Here is a 19,730-nt window from a genome sequence, read left to right on the forward strand (position 1 = left end):
AACCGCTAGATGAACGCCGCTTCCATCCGGCGGAAGGACGCGAGCCGCTCCTGAGAGAGCCGCCCGTCGGCCACGGCATCGTCGAATGCGCAGTCCACAGCCCCTGTCTCGTGCTTGCAGCCCCTCGCGCAGTCCTCGGCGAACTCCCTGAGATCCGGGAAGGCGCCCACCAGCGACTCCGGGGAGACGTGCATGATGCCGAACGAGCGCACCCCGGGGGTGTCGATGATCCACCCGCCGCCGGGGACCTCCATCGCCACCGCGGAGGTTGACGTGTGGCGACCCTTACCCGTGAGTTCGCTCACCTCTGCCGTGGCGCGGTTCGCATCCGGAATGAGGCGGTTCACCAGTGTCGACTTTCCCACGCCCGAGTGACCCACGAACACCGTCACCCTGTCCTGGATGGCTTCCCGGATCTGCGTCAGGTCCGCGTCCGGCTCCGTGACGACGATGGGCACGCCGAGCGGTTCGTAGGCGCGCTTCAGTTCGTCCGGCGAGGCGAGGTCTGACTTCGTCAGGCAGAGCACCGGCCTGATCTTGGCGTCGAAGGCCGCCACCAGGATGCGGTCGATCATGCCCGTCCGCGGAGGCGGATCAGCCAGCGCGGTCACGATGAACAGTTGATCGGCGTTGGCGACGATGGGGCGCTCGAAGGAATCCACGTCGTCCGCGCTGCGGCGCAACACCGTAGAGCGCTCGATCACCTCGACGATACGGCTGAGGCTGCCCTCGTCGCCGGTGACATCGCCGTCGAGGCGGACGTCGTCGCCGACGATGATGCCGCCCTTGCGGTTGATGAGGCGGCCACGCACCGCGGTGACCGGACGGCCCTCCAGCAGGCAGCGGTAGCGCCCGCGGTCCACGGAGATCACCCGCGCGACGGGGAGCGCCGAGTAGTCCGGGTGTTCCTTGGTGCGGGGACGGGTGCGGCGACGAGGCCTGTCGAAGTCCTCGACGTCGCGGTCGTGTTTGTCCCAGCGGCTGCTCAACCGACCAGCCTCGCCCAGTCCTGCGGGAAAGCCGGCATCGTCTTGGAGACGCACTGCAGGTCCGTCACGGTGATGCCCGGCTGCTTCAGCGCGACCAGGGCGGCGAAGTGGACCATCCGGTGGTCGGCGTAGGTCTCGATCTCGGCCCGGTTGAGCCCGGTGCCGCCCTCGATGGTGAGGCCGTCGTCAGTCTCCTCGGCCCGGATGCCGAGCTTGCGGAGTTCAGAAACCAGCGCAGCGAGGCGGTCCGTCTCGTGGCCCCGGATGTGCGCCACGCCGCGTACGCGGGTGGTGCCCTGTGCCAGAGCACCCAGCGCGGCGATGGACGGTGTCAGCTCCGACGCGGTGGTGAGGTCCACGTCGACGCCACGCAGCTGTGAGGGGCCGGTCACGGTGACTTGGTCCCCGCGATGCTCGACGGTGGCGCCCATGCGCTCGGCGACCTCCAGGAACAGCGCCCCCGGTTGCAGCGACTGCTGCGGCCAGCCGGGCACTGTGACCTGCCCGCCGGTGGCCGCGGCCGCCGCGAGGAACACCGAGGCGTTGGTGAGATCCGGCTCGATGGTGGTGTCGCGGGCCTGGATGCTGCCCGGTGCCACCACCCAGGTGCTCTCGTCAGGCTCGCTGACGGTGACACCCCGGTCGCGCAGCATCTGCGCGGTCATGGCGATGTGCGGACGTGACGGCAGCGTGTTCCCGGTGTGGCGGATGGTCAGCCCCTGCGGCAGCAGCGCGCCGATCAACATCAGGCCGGAGACGAACTGGCTCGAACCAGAGGAGTCGATGACCGCCTCTGACCCCGGCGACGCGGGCGGCACCATCCGGAACGGGACGGCATCTGCCGAGATGAGGGCGCCGAGCTGGCGCATGCCGTCCAGCAGGGGCCCCATGGGGCGTTCCGAAGCGTGCGGGTCGCCCACGAAGGAGCTGGGCCCGTCCGCCAGCAACGCCACGGGGGGCACGAAGCGCATGACGGTGCCTGCCAGGCCGCAGTCGATGTTGGCTGCACCGCGGAAACGGACCGGCGGGGTGACGCGCAACGCGTCGCCCCGAGCCTCGAGGGAGACGCCCAGCGCGCGCAGCGCGTCGATCATCAACTGCGAGTCACGCGAGTCGAGCACGCCGCGAAGCGTGCTGGGCCCGTCTGCGAGGGCAGCAAGAACCAGGGCGCGGTTGGTTTCCGACTTGGAACCGGGAACGATCAGTTCCCCAATGACGGGGGAGGAGGCGGAGGGAAGCGAATGGCTGGTCAAGGAGTGACAGCCTCGAGCTTCTTACCGATCCTCTTCGCCTGCTTCCGGGCCTTCCGGCTCACGTCGTTGCTCAGGGCGGAGACCTTCTTCTCCGTGACCTTGGCGGCGTGCGCGGAACGCCAGCCGAGGCTGGGCCTGCCCTGCAGGTCCTGCGTGGCGAGCACCGCGGCTCCGAGGAGGGCCGCATTGCGCAGCATCTCCGGACGCGCATGCTCCTTGGCCTCCTTGGTGGCCTGCTTGGCGGGCATGGAGATGGCGAGGTTCAGGACGCTGGCCTTGGCGAGCATGGCCGCGCCGAGGCGACGGCCAATGCCGGTGGCGAACATGGCGCCGCCCACGATTTGGGCCACCCCGGAGATGCGCACCCACGTCTCGGCCTTCTCGGGCACGTAGGACGCAAGGTCGGCCGGCACGATGCGCTGCACGAGCGGCGTGAAGGTGTGGGTGAACGCTTCGGCATCTGGCGCGGTGTCGGCAGGCTTGGTGACCGCCTTGACACCTTCTGAGATGAAGTAGCTGGCGAACAGGCTTCGGGCTACGAATCGCAAGAGACTCATGGAGCAACCCTACTAGCCTTGCTGTCATGTGTGGACGGTATGCGGCGACGGCTCATCCCAGTGAACTGGTGGAGGAGTTCGAGATCTCCTTCATCGACGAGGAGATGGCCGAGGTGGCCACCCCGCGTTTCAACATCGCGCCCACCGACGTGGTGCCCGCCGTCGTCGACAGGGCGGAGGATGGCGGGGTCACCCGGAAGTTGGTGCCGCTGAAGTGGGGGCTGGTGCCGAGTTGGTCGAAGTCGCCCGACGGTGGCGCGAGGCTGATCAACGCCAGGGTGGAGACGGTCGCGGAGAAGCCGTCGTTCCGGAAGGCCGCCTCCGCTCGCCGCTGCCTCCTCCCGGCCCTGGGGTACTACGAATGGCGCTCCGAGGACGTGGCGGGGAAGAAGAAGCCAGTCAAGCAGCCGTACTTCCTCAGCCCCCCGTCGGGGCTCATGGTGATGGCCGGGCTCTACGAGTTCTGGAAGGGACCGGACGGCTGGCTGTCCACAACGACCATCATCACCACCGAGGCGACGGATGAGCTGGGCTGGGTGCACGACCGGATGCCCATGGTGGTGCCGCGCGACAGCTGGGACGACTGGCTGGACCCCGCATTCACGGATGCCCAGGCCGCCGTGGCGATGTTGACCGCACCGCTGGACCTGGGGCACCGGAAGGTGTCGCGGACGGTGAACAAGGTGGGGACCGAGGGACCCGAACTGATCGAGCCGGTCAGCTGAACGTGAGGATGTTGTCGAACACCCACTCGCCGCTCTGCGTGAACGCGTAACCGCCGGTTGCTCCGGGCGTGGCCGCGTACACCGTCGTCAGCGTGGAGGAACGGCAGGCGCCGCGGCCTGTGCGGGCGGTGCGCACGAACGGCTACTTCACCGGCGGGGTGGTCGCGGCGGGCTTCGGGGCGGTCGATGGGGGCTCTGCACCGACGCAGGGCACTGGGCTCGGCTCTGCCGGAGAGGTCGGTTTGGCTGATCCGGGTCCGGCGGGGAACACTGGGCGGGTGCTGCAGGTAAAGGACGTCGAAGTGCGCGCGGGAGCGCGTTTATTACTGTCCCCGGTGAGTTTCCAGGTGATCAACGGTGACCGGATCGGCCTCGTCGGCCGCAACGGTGCCGGGAAGACCACCCTCACCAGGATCCTGGCCGGAGAGGGCCAGCCGGCCGGCGGCGCCGTCACCCGCGCCGGGCAACTCGGCTACCTACCGCAGGACCCGCGCTCAGGCGACCCCGAGCAGCTGGCCCGCGACCGGGTGCTGGGCGCCCGCGGTCTAGACGTGGTGGTGCGCCGGATGCGCAAGGCTGAGGAGAGCATGGCCACCGCCGAGGGTCGGGTGCGCGACGACGCCATGGAGGCCTACAGCCGCGCCGAGGCCGCGTTCGTCGCCGCCGGCGGCTACGCCGCTGAATCCGAGGCGGCCCGCATCGCGGCCAACCTCGGGTTGCCCGATCGAATCCTGGCGCAGCCCCTCAAGACCCTGTCCGGCGGGCAGCGTCGCCGCATCGAGCTGGCTCGCATCCTCTTCTCAGACGCCGACACCCTGCTGCTCGACGAGCCCACGAACCACCTGGACGCGGATTCCGTCGTCTGGCTGCGCAGCTACCTCCAGGGTTTCCCCGGCGGCCTCATCGTCATCTCCCACGACACCGAACTGCTCGACGCGGTGGTCAACAAGGTCTTCCACCTCGACGCCAACCGGGCAGAACTCGACATCTACTCGATGAACTGGAAGCGCTACCTCATGCAGCGCGAGACCGACGAGCGTCGCCGCAAGCGCGAACTCGCCAACGCCGAACGCAAAGCCGGCCAGCTGATGATGCAGGCCGACAAGATGCGGGCCAAGGCCACCAAGGCGGTCGCCGCGCAGAACATGGCGAAGCGCGCGGAGAAGCTCCTGGCCTCCGTCGAGGGGGAGCGGCAGGTGGACGCGGTGGCCAAGATCCGGTTCCCGGAGCCCGCCCCGTGTGGCAAGACGCCGCTGCGCGGCTTCAACCTCAGCAAGTCCTACGGATCGCTCGAGGTGTTCACCGCCGTCGATCTTGCCATCGACAAGGGCTCGAAGGTGGTCATCCTCGGCCTCAACGGCGCGGGCAAGACCACCATGCTGCGGCTCCTCAGCGGCATGGAGGAGCCGACGGCGGGCCGCGTCGAACTGGGCCACGGCGCCAGGGTGGGCTACTACGCGCAGGAGCACGAGACGCTCGACGTCAACCGCAGCGTGCTGGACAACATGGTCTCGGCCTCGCCCAACCTCGGCGACACCGAGGTGCGCAAGGTGCTGGGCTCCTTCCTCTTCACCGGCGACGACGTGGCCAAGCCCGCCAAGGTGCTCTCCGGCGGCGAGAAGACCCGTCTGGCGCTGGCCATGCTGGTGGTCTCCGCGGCCAACGTGCTGCTGCTCGACGAGCCGACCAACAACCTCGACCCCGCGTCGAGGGCCGAGGTGCTCAACGCGATCAGGACCTATGCCGGGGCGGTCGTCCTGGTCACGCACGACCCGGGGGCGGTGCATGCGCTGGAACCGGACCGGGTGCTGATCATGCCCGACGGCGTGGAGGACCTGTGGACCGATGACTATGCCGAATTGATCGATCTGGCCTAGAACGTTCACACTTTCTGTTCATTCGCTCGCAATCCGGGCACTGTGCCTGGCTCATCTGATGCGCGGGTCTAGGGTGAAGTCGTGGCGAGAATCAAGTTTGGTACCGGCGGATGGCGTGCGATCATCGGCGACGAATTCATCCGTAGCAACGTTCGACTGCTGTGTGGGGCACTTGCACAGCGCATCAGGGAAGAAGGGGCGGCGGACACCGGCATCGTGATCGGTTATGACCGCCGGTTCCTCTCGGATGTCGCAGCCCACTGGGCCGCAGAGGTGTTCGCGGGCGAGGGCATCCGCACGCAGGTGATCAAGGTGGCGCAGGCGCCCACCCCGATGATCATGTGGACCGTCAAGGACCAGGGCCTGCCCTACGGGATGGCCATCACCGCCTCCCACAACCCCGCGCTCTACAACGGCATCAAGGTGTTCACCGCCGGCGGCAAGGACGCCGACGAGGAGATCACCCAGGACGTCGAACGCCGGATGGGGCTGCTCGAGGGCGAAGGCGAAGACGCCATCGGCCACATCGCCTATGAGAAGGCACTCGACGCCGGGAAGATCACCGAGATCAACCCCTTCAACGGCTACATCGACTCCATCGTCGAGCAGGTCGACATGCTGGCGATCAAGAGGGCGAACCTGAAGATCGCCCTGGACCCCATGTTCGGTGTGTCCAAGACGTCGCTGCAGACCATCCTGATGACGGCCCGCGCAGACGTCGAGGTCATCCACGACAGGCACGACACCCTCTTCGGTGGCCGCATGCCGTCGCCCACCAGCGCGACGCTGGAGTCCCTCAAGCGCTACGTCCTCGACAACAAGTGCGACCTGGGCATCGCGACGGACGGCGACGCCGACCGCATCGGCGTGATCGACGACAAGGGCAACTTCCTCCACCCCAACCAGTTGCTTGTGATCCTCTACTACTACCTGCTCAAGTACAAGGGCTGGAAGGGCGCCGTCGTGCGCAACGTGGCCACCACGTCGCTGCTCGACGATGTGGCCGAGCAGTTCGGTGAGCAGTCCTACGAGGTGCCGGTCGGCTTCAAGTGGATCTCCGGCAAGATGCTCGAGACCGACGCCATCATCGGCGGCGAATCCTCCGGCGGCCTGACCGTGCGCGGCCACATCTCCGGCAAGGACGGCATCTACGCCGCAGCGCTGCTCGTCGAGATGATCGCCGTGGTGGGCAAGCCCATGAGCCAGATCTACGAAGAGATCACCGGCCAGTTCGACCCGCACTACATGGCGGAGACGGACTTCAAGTTCCCGCAGGAGCGCAAGCCCGAGATCCTCAACACCCTCATGGTGGAGAAGAAGCTCCCCGAATTCACCGAGAAGGTCGTCGACGTGTCCTACCGCGACGGCGCGAAGGTGTACTTCGAGGACGGGTGGATCATCGCTCGCTTCTCCGGCACCGAGCCGCTGCTGCGCATCTTCTGCGAGCTCCCCTCGCAGGAGCGTGCCGAAGCCGCCTGCGAAGAGATGCGTGCCTTCCTGGGCCTCTGAGGTCAGTAGATCCGGCTGACGGTCGCCTCCCACGGCTCCATCACGGGGCTGCGGGGGCCGCCCAGCACCGGCACGATCGTGCCCCGCACGTGCGGCCGCTTGATCTTGCGCCCCGTGGTGTTGCACTCGATCAGGAACCGCTGAGCGCCCAGCGTGCGCTGGTAGGCGAAGTAGTACTTCTTCTGCCGGTGGACCCACCGCAGGTCGCCCAGCGTGAGCGCGCGGAACTTCCGTCGCAGCGCGATCAGCGCGCGGTGCCACGCGAACACCGAATCCGGGTCCTCCATCTGCTCCTTCGCGGAGAATCCCGGTGTGGTGTCCGTGCCTGCCAACCACGCGGGGGCCTCGCTGAACCCGCCGTCGGGATCCCAGCGCATGGGAACCCTGGCGTGGTCGCGCGTGCCCGCGAGGATCTGCTTCCACGCCTCGACCTTGCTCATGCCCGCGGTCAGCAGATCCGCGTGCCGGTTGATCGACTCGACGTCGCGGAGTTGCTCGACGTCCTCGAAAGCGTGGTTGGTGGCACCCAGTTCCTGCCCCTGGAAGAGGAACGGCGTGCCGCGCATCGTGAGCTGGATGGTGGCCAGCATCTTGCCGATCGCCGTGCGCACGGCCGGGTCTGCCTCGCGGCCACCCCCGAACTTGGACAGCATCCGCGGGTTGTCGTGGTTGTCGAGGAAGACTGCGATCCAGTCGTTGGGGGCCAGGTGCCGGTCGTAGGCGCGGTAGAAGCGCTTGAGGTACCAGAGCTTGTAGTCGTAGGTGTGCCACCTGGTCCGGCCGGGGTTGTCGAGCACGTCGAAGTTGAAGATGAGGTCAAGTTCGCCGCGCCCGTAACCGCTCAGCAGCCGCCCGAGTTCCATACCGATGCCGGGGGTCTCGCCCACCATGATGCCGATCATGTCCGGGGGCAGTGGGTCGCCGAGCTCGCCGTCGGGCAGTTTCCGACGGGGGGTTGAGACCGGCGCCTCGCGGCGCGTGAACCCCTCCCGGCGCAGCCCCCGCAGGAACTCGTGGAGCCGCGGGCCGTAGAAGTAGTGCTCCACGCCGATGAACTCGAGCAGCTCGCCGATGAACGGATGCCCGTCCGGCAGCCCTGGCTTCTTGGAGATGTAGTTGATGACGTCCAGCCGGAAGCCGTCGATGCCGCGCTTCATCCACCACGTCACGATGTCAGCGACCTCGGCGCGCACCTCGTCGTTGTCCCAGTTGAGGTCCACCTGCCCCTCGGCGAAGAGCCGCAACGCCCAGCGTTCGGCCTCGGGGAACCAACGCCAGGCGGGGCCGGAGAAGAAGGAGCGCCAGTTGTTCGGCGGTTGGTCCGGGGAGCCCTTCTCGAGGAAGTAGTAGCCGCCGTACTTGCCGTCGGGGTCCTTGAGCGCCTTCTGGAACCACTCATGATGCGCGGAGGTGTGGTTGACCACGAGGTCGAGGATGATGCGCAGCCCGCGGTCGTGGCACTCGGCGATCAGCTCGTCGAGGTCCTCAAGGGTGCCCATCTCCTCCATGACGGCCCGGTAGTCCCGCACGTCGTAGCCCATGTCCTCGTTCGGGGAGTCGAACACGGGAGACAGCCACAGGCAGTCCACTCCCAGCTGCTGAAGGTAGTCGAGTTTGCCGATGATGCCGCGGATGTCGCCGACCCCGTCGCCGTTGGAGTCGGCGAAGGAGCGCGGGTAGACCTGGTAGAAGACCGCTTCGCGCCACCACGGCGTCGGGTCCGGGGCGCGGCCCCTGCGGGGGCGCTCCGTCTCGCTGTTGACCAGGCCGAGGATCATGTCCACCATGCCCGGACCGCTGATGCGCTCCGTCAGTTTCTCCACGACGCCGATGGGCAGGCCCGCGAAGAGGTAGATGAGGCGTCTGGGGAGGCCGGTCTGGAGGAAGAGCTTGTCCACGATGTCGCGCCCCATGGGGTGGCGGTAGAGGTCGTGGATGGTGCTGCGCTTAGTCAGCAGCCTGTACGACATGGCGCTCCTTCACTTCTCGCACCACGCGGGCGTAGAACTCTTCGTCCAGTGTGTACCTGGCCCGGAGGATGAGGTAGCTGACGGCCATCAGGATCATGGGGAGCACGAGCATCGACAGCCGGATAGTGGTGGCGCCGCTGACGGTCACGTCTGCGGCGCTGGTGGCCTCGTCGATGCCGGAGATGATCACGGTGGCGCCCACCACGCCGCTGGCGATGGCGTTGCTGAGCTTATAGATGAACGGCTGCAGCGAGAACGTGATGGATTCGTTGCGGCGGCCGAGCTTCCACTCGCCGTACTCAACGGAATCAGCGATGAACATCACCATGAGCAGCTGGATCGCGCCCTGACCGCTGAACAGCAGCACGCCGGCCGCCGCCACCAGCGGCAGCGAGGTGCCGGAGAAGAGGAACACGACGTAGCCGGCGAGGCACAGCACGGTGGCGAGCAGGTGGATCTGGCGGCGCTTCAGCACCCTGGAGACCAGTGGGAAGAGGGCGAGGGCGGCGATCTGCGTGACGCCGAGCACAGCCGCGAAAATGGGGTACGCGCCCTCGTCGTCGAAGATGTACTTGAAGTAGTAGAGGCCGAACGACGTGGTGGTGATGTAGCCGGCCATGTAGGCCACCATCGCCAACGTGACCCACATCAGCTGGTCGTTGCGGAAGATGACGGTGAAGAGCTCGCGCAGGGGGGTGGCTTCAGGCCTGGTGGTGACCCTCTCGCGCGTGAGGAGGAGGTTGAGCGACTGGAACGCCAACATGATCACGACCAGTGCCACGGCCAGTGCGAACCAGGCGGTGCGCTCCGAGCCGAACACGTCGGTCAACCAGCGCGTGAGCGGTACCAGGCCGACGGCGATGGAGAACAGGCCGACGTTGGCACAGATCCTGGCCACCACCCCGATGCGTTCGCGCTCCTTCTGATCACGCGTCAGCGAGGGCAGCATGGACCAGTAGGCGATGTCGTTGATGGTGAACGCGATCTCCCACACCAGGTACAGGACGGTGAACAGGATCACGTAGTTCCAGCCGTCGACGCCGGTGTCGAAGAAGATCATCAGAGTGGCGATGCCCCAGAGCAGCCCGCCCCAGAAGATCCACGGCTTGAACTTGCCCCATCTGGTGTGGGTGTTGTCCACGATCACGCCCATGAAGGGGTCGTTGACGGCGTCGAAGATGCGCATCACCACGAGGATGACCGTCACGACGGCGAGCTGCGCGCCGCTGACGTCGAGCACGTCGGTGAGGTAGAACAGGAGGTACATCGACACCAGAGCTGCGACCATGTCGCGCCCCAGAGTGCCCAGGCCGAAGCCCCAACGGTTACGCGTCATTGTGGTCAACCCGGAAGCTGCCCTGGTCGGGGTCCAACGTCATGCTGCACACCCTAGTGACGCAGATGGGCCATAGACCCCGGAAAAGGGCCACGCTGCAACCCATTGGAACCCCCAAGTACCTCGAACGTAGTAGATCGAGAGCCTACTCCCACCGTTGAAGGGGCCAGCAGGGTCCGCCCACGGCCTCTGGCCGGTGTGTCTCAGGGCCGGGTCAGGCAGAGGACCGTCACAGCGATACTGCACGTGCCCGGGGCGACCTCCGCCGGGGAACCGTGAAAGGCGTTGGGGCCCATGGCGATGAGGTCGTGCGTCTGCTCGGCGGTGAGGTCTGCGGTGCGCTCGACCGTCGCCGTGCCGGCGTCCCAGCCAGGGAAGGCGGCGGTGACGGCTTCGGCCTTGTCCTCCGGCACGTCCAGTAGCCCGTGGCGTGCCCTGATCTCGCGGAGGTGGGTGGGGAGGGGCACCACCACGACCAGCCGGCCCCCGGGCTCGAGGACCCGCCCGAACTCCGCGGGGTTGCGGGGGGCGAAAACGCACAGCAGGGCATCGACGGCGCCGTCGGACACCGGTAGCCCCGCCCAGGTGTCCGCGACGACGGCCCCGGCGCGGGGATGGACGCGCGCGGCCCGCTTAGCGGCCGCGACGGAGACGTCGGTGGCGAGGCCCTGCGCGTCGGGCAATGCGTTGAGGGTGTGGGCCAGGTAGTACCCGGTTCCCGCGCCCACCTCCAGGACCCGCGTGGCGCCCGCTGCCGCGTCGGCCACGGCGTCGGCGATGGGGCTGAAGAGGCCGCTGCCCAGAAAGCGGGCCCGGGCATCGAGCATGGCGGGCGTATCGGCGTTCTTCGGCGCGGCGTGGCCCAAGAGGTTGACGTAGCCCTGACGGGCGATGTCGTGGGTGTGGTTGCCCGGGCAGCGCAGGGCGCCGTCGTGCCGGTGGAGTGGCTGGTCGCAATGGGGGCAGCTCAGCCAGTCGAGCGGGTGCGTCATCTGTGCTGCTCGTCGGCGCGTGGCAGGTCGACAGGGCTGACGACGCTGGCGGGTGCAGCCTGGGCCTTCTTCCGAGCCTTGCGACGATCGCGGATGTCGCCCCGGATGAGCACGACCAGGCCGATGATGCCGATCACCGTGAACGCGAACCACTGCAGCGCATAGGAGAAGTGGCTGCCCTCGTCCAGCGGCGGGGGGCCGAGGGGGGTGAGGCCGGACGAGTCCGCGGGGCTCGACTCGATCACGGACACGAAGCCGTTGACCAGCTCAAGACCCATGACGTCGCCGAGGACGTCGGAGTTGATCAGGCGGAGTTGGCCGTCGTGCGGGGTCATGGCGCCCACGTCGCCGCGCTGATTGCGTTGCACGAAGCCCGTGATCGTGACGGTCCCGGTGGGCAGCGTGGGTTTCTCGGCCTCGGGTGCGGCGCCCTGGCGGGGCAGGAAGCCGCGGTTGACCAGCAGGTGGTCACCCTGGTCCGTCTCCAGCACGGCCAGGAACTCGGAACCGTAGACGCCGTCGAGCGAACGGTAACGGACCTGGAACTGCTGGGGCACGTACTCGCCCGTGGCCGTGACGCGGTACCACTGGTCGTCGTCGCCGATCTCGCCGCTCATCACCTCCTGGTAGGGCCGCACCTCCTGCGACTCATGGGCCACGACGGTGGCGTTGCGCTCGCGACGTTGGTCGAGGCGGTCGAGCTGCCAGCGGCCGAGTTGGACGAAGGTGAAGGCCAGCAGCACTCCGATCAATGTGATCGCGACGTAGCGGATGACCTGTGTGCGGGTCACGAATCGTCCTCCTCGAGGGTGCCCTTGACCACGTCACCGGCGGTGAGGGACTTGGCGTCCGCCGACGGCTCTGCGGGGGCCGGTGGGGGCGGCCGGTGGTCCACCTGGTTAGCCAGCAGCACCGCCGCGAGCGCGAGCACGGCCGCGAGTACCAGCGTGACGACCTTCCACCAGCCAGGGACGATCAGGAAGGCCACGAACAGCGCCGTGCGCACGCCCATGGTGATCAGGTAGCGCTTCTGCCGCTCCGCCAGATCGAGGCTGCGACTTCGCCCGGCGCTGGTGATCAGCGCTGCGTCGTCCGTCTTGGCCATACTTCGAGCATAGTCTTCGCGTCACTGCGCAGCCGAGTGGCCGCACGCCGGGACACGGCGACAAGCAAGACTGCCGTCGGGTAAGTTGCTCTCCGTGGCTGAAGAACAAGGACGCGTAGTACTCATCACCGGCGGCTCCAAGGGCATCGGCCGTGCGATGGCAGAGGCATTCCGCGATGCCGGGTACCGCGTCGCAGCGACGTACCGCTCCGGCGGCGTGCCCGATGGCGTCCTCGGCGTCACCTGCGACATCACGGACCAGGGCCAGGTGGACCAGGCCTTCGACCACATCGAGGCTGAGCTCGGTCCGGTCGAGATCGTCGTCGCCAACGCCGGCGTCACGAAGGACACCCTGCTGATGCGGATGTCGGACGACGACTGGAACGCCGTCATCGACACCAACCTCACCGGCACCTTCCGGGTCGTGCGCCGCGCCACGAAGAAGATGACGCGGGCCCGCTTCGGCCGGGTCATCCTCATCTCCTCCGTGGTGGCACTCCTGGGCTCGCCCGGACAGATCAACTACTCCTCGTCGAAGGCCGCGCTCGTCGGCATGGCGCGCAGCCTCACCCGCGAGCTGGGCACCCGCAACATCACCTCGAACGTGATCGCGCCCGGCTTCATCGAGACCGAGATGACCGCCGTGCTCGGCGACGAGCTCATCGCGGACTACAACAAGCGGATCCCCGCAGGCCGGCTGGGCAGCGTCGACGACGTGGCCAGGGCCGCGCTCTTCCTCGCCTCGGACGGCGCGGGTTACATCTCCGGTGCCGTGCTGCCCGTCGACGGCGGCCTCGGCATGGGTCACTGAGGAAGGAACTGACAATGGGTCTGCTCGAAGGAAAGAACATCCTGGTCACCGGCGTGACCATGCGCACCTCGATCGCCTACGCGGTGGTCGACATCGCCCAGCGTGAAGGCGCCAACGTCGTGGTGTCCGCGGCCGGCCGCGCGGTCGGCCCCGCCCAGCGCGCCGTCGCGAAACTCGACACCGTGCCGCCGCTGATCGAACTCGACATCACGGACCCGGAGCACCTGGCGGCGCTGCCGTCCATGCTGGGCGAGCATTTCGAGGGCGGGCTGGACGGCATCGTGCACTCCATCGCCTACGCGGACCCGGAGAAGGCACTGGGCGGGGCGTTCCTCAGCACCGACTGGGAGACGGTCGGCAACGCGATGCACATCTCCGCCTACTCCCTGCAGTCGCTGACCATGGCGGCCAAGCCCATGCTCAACCGCGGGGCCGGGGTCGTCGGGCTCACCTTCGACGCGCGCTACTCGTGGCCCTCGTACGACTGGATGGGCGTGGCGAAGGCCGCTCTGGAATCCACCTCGCGTTACCTCGCCCGCTACCTGGGCCCGGACGGCATCCGCGTGAACCTCGTGGCGGCCGGCCCCGTGGACACCGTGGCGAAGAAGGCCATCCCCGGTGCGTCGTCGTTCAACGACATCTGGGCCGCGCGGGCCCCGCTGTCGTGGGACGCCTCCGACGCGGTGCCCTCGGCGAAGGCCGTCGTGGCGCTGCTGAGCGACTGGTTCCCCGCCACCACCGGCGAGATGGTGCACGTCGACGGCGGGCTCCACTCGACCGGCGCCTGACACCGCGCGTCCCGCATCCCTGGGGATTGGTCGGCCGGTAGGGTTGGTGCCATGGCAACGGTGGCAGAACTGGCAGGCGTGACGATCAAGCGCGGCAACAATGTGCTCCTTGACCGCATCTCGCTGATCATCCACGAGGATGAGCGCTGGGTGGTCGTCGGGCCCAACGGCGCGGGCAAGACAACCTTGCTGCAGGTGCTGTCCGCGCAGATGTATCCCAGCGACGGTGTCGTGGGGCTGCTCGGCGAAGTGGTCGGGGCGGTCGACGTGTTCGAACTGCGTCCCCGTATCGGGTTCACCTCACTCGCGCTCGCGGAGCGGATCCCGGCGCGTGAGAAGGTCCGCGACGTGGTCCTGTCGGCCGCGTATGGCGTCCTCGGCCGCTGGCGCGAGGAGTACGACGTCTACGACGAAGCTCGGGCAGACGACCTGCTCGCCTCCCTGCGCGTCGACCAGCTCACCGGGCGCACCTTCGGCACCCTGAGCGAGGGCGAGCGCAAGCGCGTCCAGATCGCCCGGGCCCTGATGACGGATCCCGAGATGCTGCTCCTGGACGAACCGGCCAGCGGCCTCGACATCGCCGGGCGGGAAGCCCTCGTCGACACCCTCTCCGAGATCTGCCTCGACGAGGACTCGCCGGCCACCGTGCTGGTGACGCACCACCTGGAGGAGATCCCTGAGGGGATCACCCACGCGCTGCTGCTGCGCGACGGCCTCGTCGTGGCCTCCGGGCCGGTCGAAGCAACGCTGACCGACGAGCACCTGAGCGCCACCTTCGACATGCCGCTGACCGTCACGCAGCACGACGGACGCTGGGCCGCCCGGAGCCGGCGATGAACGAGTTCATGGACTGGTTCCGCGACAACCTCTGGGCCGGGTGGGGGCTGCTGGCCATGGGGCTGGCCGCCGCCGAACTCCTCACGCTCGACCTGACGTTGCTGATGCTCGCCGCCGGTGCGCTCACCGGCGGCATCGTGGCACTGGTGTTCCCGGGGCTCGTGTGGCTCCAGATCGCCGTTGCCCTGATCACCGCCGTCGCCACCCTCTTCCTGCTCCGGCCCACGCTGTTGGCCAAGGTGCGCGCCTCCAAGGGCTACCGCTCCAGCCTCGACACCCTCGTCGGCTCGAAGGGCCGCGCCACCGCCATGGTTTCCGGGATCGCCGGCGAAGTGAAGGTGGACGGCCAGGTCTGGGAGGCCCGCTCCTTCGACCCGTCGATCACCATCGAGGCCGGTGAGGAGATCGAGGTCTTCTCCATCGACGGCGTCACCCTCAGCGTCTATCCCAGTAACCGCCCACTCACGCAGTAGCCACAGCCACACCATCTTAGGAAACGCGATGCCTGACCCGTCACTGTTCATTCTCATCGGCGCGGCGGTGGTCGTCGTGCTGATCCTGGCCGCCACGCTGAAGATCATCCGCCAACAACAGGTGGCGCTCGTGGAGCGGCTGGGCAAGTTCCGCAAGGCCCTCGAACCTGGGCCGCACCTCGTCGTACCGTTCTTCGACCAGATCCGCTACACCCTCGACATGCGCGAGGAGGTCGTCCCGTTCCCGCCGCAGGGCGTGATCACCGAGGACAACCTGATGGTGTCGATCGACTCGGTCATCTACTTCCAGATCGTCGACCCGGTGCGCGCCGCCTATGAGGCGCAGAACTACCGTGCCGCCATCGAACAGCTCACCATGACCACGCTGCGCAACATCATCGGCGGCATGGACCTCGAGGCGGCTCTGACCTCGCGCGAGGAGATCAACCAGCGGCTGCGCGCCGTGCTGGACGAGGCCACCGGCAAGTGGGGCATCAAGGTCAACCGCGTCGAGCTCCGCGCCATCGAGCCGCCGCCCACCATCCGTGACGCGATGGAGAAGGGCGCCCGCGCCGAGCGCGACAAGCGGGCCCAGATCCTGCTGGCGGAGGGCCAGCGGCAGTCGCAGATCCTGTCGGCAGGCGGTGACCGCGAGGCCGCGATCCTCCGGGCCCAGGGCGACCGCGAGGCTCAGGTGCTGCGCGCCCAGGCCGAACGGCAGGCGGCCATGCTCCGCGCCGAGGGCGAGGCGCAGGCCATCACCAACGTGTTCGAGGCCATCCACGCCGGCCAGCCGGACCAGGCGCTGCTGGCGTACCAGTACATGCAGATGCTGCCGAAGCTCGCCAACGGTGACGCGAACAAGATGTGGATCGTGCCCAGCGAACTCAACGACGCGCTGAAGGGCCTCGGGCAGATCGCCGGCGGGGAGGCGCAGGACGTCCGCGACTACGTCTCGCAGGCCAGCACCCGGTTCCATGCGCCGAAGAAGGTCGACGTGCACGCGGAGATCGAGGAGCAGGCCGAGAAGGACAAGCAGCGCTCGGACGAGACGGTGCAGAAGGCCATCGCCGATGCGAGGGCCCTCGAACAGAACAAGCTTGCCAAGCTGCAGACCGCGGGCCGTCCCGCGCTGTCCCAGGCCGCCGACAGCCTCCCGCTGGGAGACCCTCAGCACATGGAGCAGCAGGCCGAGCAAGCCGACGAGCAGCTCTGAGGCGTTCCCCGCAGAGTTAGTCGAACTGGATGCCGAACTGCCGCAGGAGGGCGAGCGCGTCGTCGTCCGGGGTCAGGCGCACGCCCTTCGTGCGGCACGACGCCAGGTCGATGCCGTAGCCGTAGCTGCCTTTGAGGTTGACGTCACGCAGGTCCGCGTCGGCGAAGCGGGCCCCGGTGAGGTCGCAGTCGGTGAAGCGGGTGCGCATCATCTTGGTCTGTGAGAAATCCACATCGGTCAGCGAGCATCGCTCGAACACCCACCGCTCCGCGGTTGCCCGCTGGAAGCTGCTGAGGTCGAGCTTGCACTCGGTGAAGTATGGCTGGCCGAGGCCCGAGGCCCCGAGTTTGCCCCAGGCGACGCCCACGAACTTGCTGCGCTCGAAGGTGCACGAGACGAACGACGTGTTCGTCAGGTCTGCCAGCGAGAGGTCGCAGTCGACGAACCGGCACTCCGTGAACATGGCCCCGAAGAGCCGGCCCTCGAGCATGGAGGCGCCCGTGAACGTGCAGGCGTCGAATTCCATGGCCTTCAGGGCCTTGTTCCCCAGTGCGCCGGAGAAGGTCTCCTCGACGAAGACCTCGTCGTCGCCGAGATCGCCCAGGTCACGCATGGCCGTCCTCCTGTCGGTGTCGTCCGAGCCGGTTGGCCAGGACGGAACTCACCAGCAGTTGCACCTGGTGGTAGAGCATCAGTGGGATGACGACCACGCCGACGGTCGCTGTGGGGAACAGCACCATCGCCATCGGCACCCCGGTGGCGAGTGACTTCTTCGTGCCACAGAACATGATCGCGATGCTGTCCGGCCGGTTGAAGCCCAGCTTGCCCGCCAGGTGCCAGGTGAACCAGAACGTGAAGGCCAGCAGCCCCATGGTCACCGGCAGCACCCAGGCCACATCCACCCAGCCGAGGGTGCGCCACGCGCCGGAGGCCCGTAGGTCGGAGAACGCGCCGTAGACGATCAGGACGATCACACCCTGGTCAACGTACTTGAGCCCCTTGCGGTGCCGGGCCATGAAGCCGGCCGTGACGAACCGTGAGAGTTGTCCCAGGATGAAGGGCAGCAGCAGTTGCACCATGACGTTGTAGATCTGCTGCATGCCGATGGAGCCTCCGCTGGACGACTGGATGAACAGCACCGTCAGCAGCGGGGTGATCACCACGCCCAACACGTTGGAGGCGGTGGCCGACACCATCGCGGCCGGGATGTTGCCCCCGGCCAGCGACGTGAACGTGATCGACGACTGCACAGTCGAGGGCACCAGGCACAGGAAGATCAGGCCGATCTTGATCGGCTCCGACAGCCACCCCTCGGGAACGGACACCAGGGGCACGGCCAGTAGTGGGTACATCACGAAGGTGATGGCCAGGATGGTGAGGTGGAGCTTCCAATGCCTGATCCCGGCCACCGTCTCCTCCGTCGACAACCGGGCCCCGTAGCCGAAGAACAGCAGGAAGATCGCGACCTTCGTGACGATGTCGAGGACCTCGGCCGCTCCACCCTCCAGCGGCAGGATGAGCCCCAGGGCGAGGCTGGCGAGGATGGCGACCATGGTCAGGTCGAGCTTCAGTTTCATTCCGTGGTCTCCAGGGTCGCTTCGAGGCAGCCGCGCAGGCCGTTGGTCACGATCAGCCGCTCCGCGCCGAGAAGTCGGTCGACGGTGAACTCAGCCTCGTCGATCTCGTCGGCGCCGATGAGGGCGGGGTCTGCGAGGACGGCGGCCCGTTGCACGCCGTCGAGGATGCCCAGGGTGAGCGGAGGTGTCACCCAGCGGCCGTCCAGGAGGGCGAAGACGCTGGTCCGGGCACCCTCGAGCACCCTGCCGCCGCTGTCGAAGCCGATGGCGTCGAAGGCCCCGCGCTCGGCTGCCGCGGCCAAGGCGCGGTCGTAGTGCGAGCGGTCAGTGGTCTTGAAGCCCGCGAGCGGGGTCGGCTCCCACGGCTCACCGCACAGGATGAGCCGGACCGGGGTGGCGACGGCTTCGAGCGGGCTGACTCCCACGGTCACCACGCCGTCGGGCGCGAGGTCGACGCTCAACCGCCACCCGCCCCGACTGGGAGCGTCGCGCACAGCGTCGTGGACGACGCCCGTGGCGGGAGGGAGGCCGAGGGCTGCGGCGGAGCGCGAAAGTCGTTCCTGATGCCGGTCTGCGAGCGGCGCGACCCCGTCGACGACCCGGATGGCCTCCCGGAGGTGGACGGTGGGCAGCAGCGAGCCGGCGAACGCGGCCTTGGCCCGGCATTCGGCCCATTCGGCGTCAGCGGTGCTGTCGGCCACGACGCCGGAGCCGATGCCCAGCCTGGCGGTGTTGCCGTCGATCTCCACGGTGCGGATCGCGATGCTCAGCGTCATGTGCCAGCCGAGCGGGCCGTCGTGGGGGGCGATGACGCCCAGGCTCCCGGTGTAGAGCCCGCGGCGGTCGCGCTCCAGCGCACGGATGAGGTGCATGGACGCGATCTTGGGCGCCCCGGTGATGGAACCGCAGGGGAAGGTGGCGGCGAGGAGGTGGCCCGGGGTGGTGCCGGGGACGAGTTCCGCGCGGACGGTGCTGGTCATCTGCCACAGCCTCCCCACCCTCTCCACCTCGAAGAGCATGGGCACGTCGACGCTGCCCGGCACCGCCACCCTGCTCAGGTCGTTGCGGAGGAGGTCGACGATCATGAGGTTCTCGGCGCGGTTCTTCGGGTCACGGCTGAGCGTGCTCGGGTGTTCCGTCACCGGCGCGGTGCCCTTCATAGGTTTGCTCACGGCGTGGGAACCCTCGACGTTGATGAACAGTTCGGGCGACAGGCTCAGCGTCCACGGGGCCGCCGGTTCGGGGAGGCGCGCGAGGACGCCGAACGAGACGGGCTGGCGCGAGCGCAGCCGGCGGTACAGCGCCCGCGGATCTCCCACCGCTCTGGAGAGGATGCGGTGCGTGTAGTTGACCTGGTAGGTCTCGCCTGAGGCGATGGCCTCCTTGACCGCCTCGATGCCGGCGCTGAACTGGGCCCGGTCCACGTCATGGGCGGTGCCGGTCAGCCAGGCGGGGGAATGGGGCAGGAACTCCTCGGCGTCGACCTCGGAGCGGTCGGCGAACCAGAAGAGGGCGCCGCGGGCGTCCCCGCCGATGCCGAGGGCCGCCTCGCCCATGTCGTACGGCAACCACGCGAAGGCGTGCAACCCCTCGCGCCAGCCGGCGTCCAAGGAGGCGTCGATGGTGCCCAGAGTGACACTGTCGACCCGGGCGAGATCCGTCATGAGCGTGGCCCGCCCGGCGAGGGCGTCGTCGAGCAGCACGAACGGGTCCAT

20 protein-coding genes are annotated in these 19,730 nt (G+C 68.0%); 8 read left to right on the forward strand and 12 right to left on the reverse strand.

Annotated features, from left to right (window positions below; translation table 11 throughout):
- Window positions 1-5: 5 nt before the first annotated feature.
- The 3 genes from rsgA to J7D54_RS06440 are packed head-to-tail and all read right to left on the reverse strand — an operon-like array spanning window position 6 to window position 2,799.
- On the reverse strand, window positions 6-989 hold the full coding sequence (gene rsgA, locus J7D54_RS06430; RefSeq protein ID WP_182764850.1) for a ribosome small subunit-dependent GTPase A: 984 nt from the start codon (window positions 987-989) through the stop codon (window positions 6-8).
- Window positions 986-2,242: a 3-phosphoshikimate 1-carboxyvinyltransferase gene (gene aroA, locus J7D54_RS06435; RefSeq protein ID WP_182764849.1), complete on the reverse strand. Its 1,257-nt coding sequence runs from the start codon at window positions 2,240-2,242 to the stop codon at window positions 986-988. Before aroA ends, rsgA begins: the two co-directional genes overlap by 4 nt.
- Window positions 2,239-2,799, reverse strand: coding sequence for a DoxX family protein (locus J7D54_RS06440; protein ID WP_182764848.1), 561 nt, complete (start codon window positions 2,797-2,799; stop codon window positions 2,239-2,241). The genes aroA and J7D54_RS06440 overlap by 4 nt, the downstream gene beginning before the upstream one ends.
- A gap of 26 nt (window positions 2,800-2,825) precedes the next feature.
- Between J7D54_RS06440 and J7D54_RS06445 the strand changes: the two genes are divergently transcribed.
- Window positions 2,826-3,524: an SOS response-associated peptidase gene (locus tag J7D54_RS06445; RefSeq protein WP_182764847.1), complete on the forward strand. Its 699-nt coding sequence runs from the start codon at window positions 2,826-2,828 to the stop codon at window positions 3,522-3,524.
- On the opposite strand, the gene J7D54_RS06450 is transcribed toward J7D54_RS06445, so the two are convergent.
- Window positions 3,517-3,660, reverse strand: coding sequence for a hypothetical protein (locus J7D54_RS06450; RefSeq protein WP_182764846.1), 144 nt, complete (start codon window positions 3,658-3,660; stop codon window positions 3,517-3,519). The genes J7D54_RS06445 and J7D54_RS06450 overlap by 8 nt on opposite strands.
- Before the next feature lie 142 nt (window positions 3,661-3,802).
- On the opposite strand from J7D54_RS06450, the gene abc-f reads away from it, so the two are divergent.
- Window positions 3,803-5,401, forward strand: a complete 1,599-nt coding sequence (abc-f, locus tag J7D54_RS06455; RefSeq protein ID WP_182764845.1) for a ribosomal protection-like ABC-F family protein — start codon at window positions 3,803-3,805, stop codon at window positions 5,399-5,401.
- Between the two features lie 81 nt (window positions 5,402-5,482).
- On the forward strand, window positions 5,483-6,910 hold the full coding sequence (locus J7D54_RS06460) for a phosphoglucomutase/phosphomannomutase family protein (protein ID WP_182764844.1): 1,428 nt from the start codon (window positions 5,483-5,485) through the stop codon (window positions 6,908-6,910).
- Between the two features lie 2 nt (window positions 6,911-6,912).
- Here the strand turns inward: J7D54_RS06460 and J7D54_RS06465 are convergent, their stop codons facing one another.
- The 5 genes from J7D54_RS06465 to J7D54_RS06485 form a co-directional block, all read right to left on the reverse strand.
- Window positions 6,913-8,880, reverse strand: a complete 1,968-nt coding sequence (locus tag J7D54_RS06465; RefSeq protein ID WP_182764843.1) for an alpha-glucosidase — start codon at window positions 8,878-8,880, stop codon at window positions 6,913-6,915.
- Complete coding sequence (locus J7D54_RS06470; RefSeq protein WP_182764842.1) at window positions 8,858-10,216, reverse strand: glycoside-pentoside-hexuronide (GPH):cation symporter; 1,359 nt, start codon at window positions 10,214-10,216, stop codon at window positions 8,858-8,860. The genes J7D54_RS06465 and J7D54_RS06470 overlap by 23 nt, the downstream gene beginning before the upstream one ends.
- A gap of 203 nt (window positions 10,217-10,419) precedes the next feature.
- Window positions 10,420-11,208 carry a putative RNA methyltransferase gene (locus J7D54_RS06475; RefSeq protein ID WP_182764841.1) on the reverse strand — a complete coding sequence of 263 codons (789 nt, stop codon included), beginning with the start codon at window positions 11,206-11,208 and terminating at the stop codon, window positions 10,420-10,422.
- Window positions 11,205-11,999, reverse strand: coding sequence for an SURF1 family protein (locus tag J7D54_RS06480; RefSeq protein WP_182764840.1), 795 nt, complete (start codon window positions 11,997-11,999; stop codon window positions 11,205-11,207). The genes J7D54_RS06475 and J7D54_RS06480 overlap by 4 nt, the downstream gene beginning before the upstream one ends.
- Complete coding sequence (locus tag J7D54_RS06485; protein ID WP_182764839.1) at window positions 11,996-12,313, reverse strand: DUF3099 domain-containing protein; 318 nt, start codon at window positions 12,311-12,313, stop codon at window positions 11,996-11,998. The genes J7D54_RS06480 and J7D54_RS06485 overlap by 4 nt, the downstream gene beginning before the upstream one ends.
- A gap of 94 nt (window positions 12,314-12,407) precedes the next feature.
- Between J7D54_RS06485 and fabG the strand changes: the two genes are divergently transcribed.
- From fabG to J7D54_RS06510, 5 genes are read left to right on the forward strand one after another with little or no spacing between them, the layout of a single operon-like run.
- Window positions 12,408-13,124 carry a 3-oxoacyl-ACP reductase FabG gene (gene fabG, locus J7D54_RS06490; protein WP_209455229.1) on the forward strand — a complete coding sequence of 239 codons (717 nt, stop codon included), beginning with the start codon at window positions 12,408-12,410 and terminating at the stop codon, window positions 13,122-13,124.
- 14 nt (window positions 13,125-13,138) lie between these two features.
- Window positions 13,139-13,912, forward strand: a complete 774-nt coding sequence (gene fabI / locus J7D54_RS06495) for an enoyl-ACP reductase FabI (RefSeq protein WP_182764838.1) — start codon at window positions 13,139-13,141, stop codon at window positions 13,910-13,912.
- Window positions 13,913-13,963: 51 nt separating this feature from the next.
- A complete protein-coding gene (locus tag J7D54_RS06500) occupies window positions 13,964-14,749 on the forward strand; it encodes an ABC transporter ATP-binding protein (protein ID WP_182764837.1) in 786 nt (261 codons plus the stop codon).
- Window positions 14,746-15,222, forward strand: a complete 477-nt coding sequence (locus tag J7D54_RS06505; RefSeq protein ID WP_245244178.1) for an NfeD family protein — start codon at window positions 14,746-14,748, stop codon at window positions 15,220-15,222. The genes J7D54_RS06500 and J7D54_RS06505 overlap by 4 nt, the downstream gene beginning before the upstream one ends.
- Before the next feature lie 28 nt (window positions 15,223-15,250).
- Window positions 15,251-16,438, forward strand: a complete 1,188-nt coding sequence (locus tag J7D54_RS06510) for an SPFH domain-containing protein (protein WP_182764836.1) — start codon at window positions 15,251-15,253, stop codon at window positions 16,436-16,438.
- A 16-nt stretch (window positions 16,439-16,454) separates the two neighbouring features.
- On the opposite strand, the gene J7D54_RS06515 is transcribed toward J7D54_RS06510, so the two are convergent.
- From J7D54_RS06515 to J7D54_RS06525, 3 genes are read right to left on the reverse strand one after another with little or no spacing between them, the layout of a single operon-like run.
- Window positions 16,455-17,051: a pentapeptide repeat-containing protein gene (locus J7D54_RS06515; protein WP_182764835.1), complete on the reverse strand. Its 597-nt coding sequence runs from the start codon at window positions 17,049-17,051 to the stop codon at window positions 16,455-16,457.
- Window positions 17,044-18,015 carry a bile acid:sodium symporter family protein gene (locus J7D54_RS06520; protein WP_182764834.1) on the reverse strand — a complete coding sequence of 324 codons (972 nt, stop codon included), beginning with the start codon at window positions 18,013-18,015 and terminating at the stop codon, window positions 17,044-17,046. The genes J7D54_RS06515 and J7D54_RS06520 overlap by 8 nt, the downstream gene beginning before the upstream one ends.
- The gene (locus J7D54_RS06525) at window positions 18,012-19,730 is read right to left on the reverse strand and encodes a bifunctional chorismate-binding protein/class IV aminotransferase (RefSeq protein ID WP_182764833.1); all 1,719 of its coding nucleotides are present in this window, start codon (window positions 19,728-19,730) and stop codon (window positions 18,012-18,014) included. The genes J7D54_RS06520 and J7D54_RS06525 overlap by 4 nt, the downstream gene beginning before the upstream one ends.

The sequence above is a fragment of the Tessaracoccus sp. MC1865 genome, from assembly GCF_017815535.1.
GTDB lineage: Bacteria > Actinomycetota > Actinomycetes > Propionibacteriales > Propionibacteriaceae > Arachnia.

Excerpts from the sequence above, each read along its gene's own strand:
- J7D54_RS06440 (WP_182764848.1), bottom strand. The coding sequence starts at position 2,799 with ATGAGTCTCTTGCGATTCGTAGCCCGAAGCCTGTTCGCCAGCTACTTC.
- J7D54_RS06445 (WP_182764847.1), top strand. The coding sequence starts at position 2,826 with ATGTGTGGACGGTATGCGGCGACGGCTCATCCCAGTGAACTGGTGGAG.
- J7D54_RS06465 (WP_182764843.1), bottom strand. The coding sequence starts at position 8,880 with ATGTCGTACAGGCTGCTGACTAAGCGCAGCACCATCCACGACCTCTAC.
- J7D54_RS06470 (WP_182764842.1), bottom strand. The coding sequence starts at position 10,216 with ATGACGCGTAACCGTTGGGGCTTCGGCCTGGGCACTCTGGGGCGCGAC.
- J7D54_RS06475 (WP_182764841.1), bottom strand. The coding sequence starts at position 11,208 with ATGACGCACCCGCTCGACTGGCTGAGCTGCCCCCATTGCGACCAGCCA.
- J7D54_RS06485 (WP_182764839.1), bottom strand. The coding sequence starts at position 12,313 with ATGGCCAAGACGGACGACGCAGCGCTGATCACCAGCGCCGGGCGAAGT.
- fabI (WP_182764838.1), top strand. The coding sequence starts at position 13,139 with ATGGGTCTGCTCGAAGGAAAGAACATCCTGGTCACCGGCGTGACCATG.
- J7D54_RS06500 (WP_182764837.1), top strand. The coding sequence starts at position 13,964 with ATGGCAACGGTGGCAGAACTGGCAGGCGTGACGATCAAGCGCGGCAAC.
- J7D54_RS06505 (WP_245244178.1), top strand. The coding sequence starts at position 14,746 with ATGAACGAGTTCATGGACTGGTTCCGCGACAACCTCTGGGCCGGGTGG.
- J7D54_RS06510 (WP_182764836.1), top strand. The coding sequence starts at position 15,251 with ATGCCTGACCCGTCACTGTTCATTCTCATCGGCGCGGCGGTGGTCGTC.
- J7D54_RS06515 (WP_182764835.1), bottom strand. The coding sequence starts at position 17,051 with ATGCGTGACCTGGGCGATCTCGGCGACGACGAGGTCTTCGTCGAGGAG.
- J7D54_RS06520 (WP_182764834.1), bottom strand. The coding sequence starts at position 18,015 with ATGAAACTGAAGCTCGACCTGACCATGGTCGCCATCCTCGCCAGCCTC.
- J7D54_RS06525 (WP_182764833.1), bottom strand. The coding sequence starts at position 19,730 with ATGGACCCGTTCGTGCTGCTCGACGACGCCCTCGCCGGGCGGGCCACG.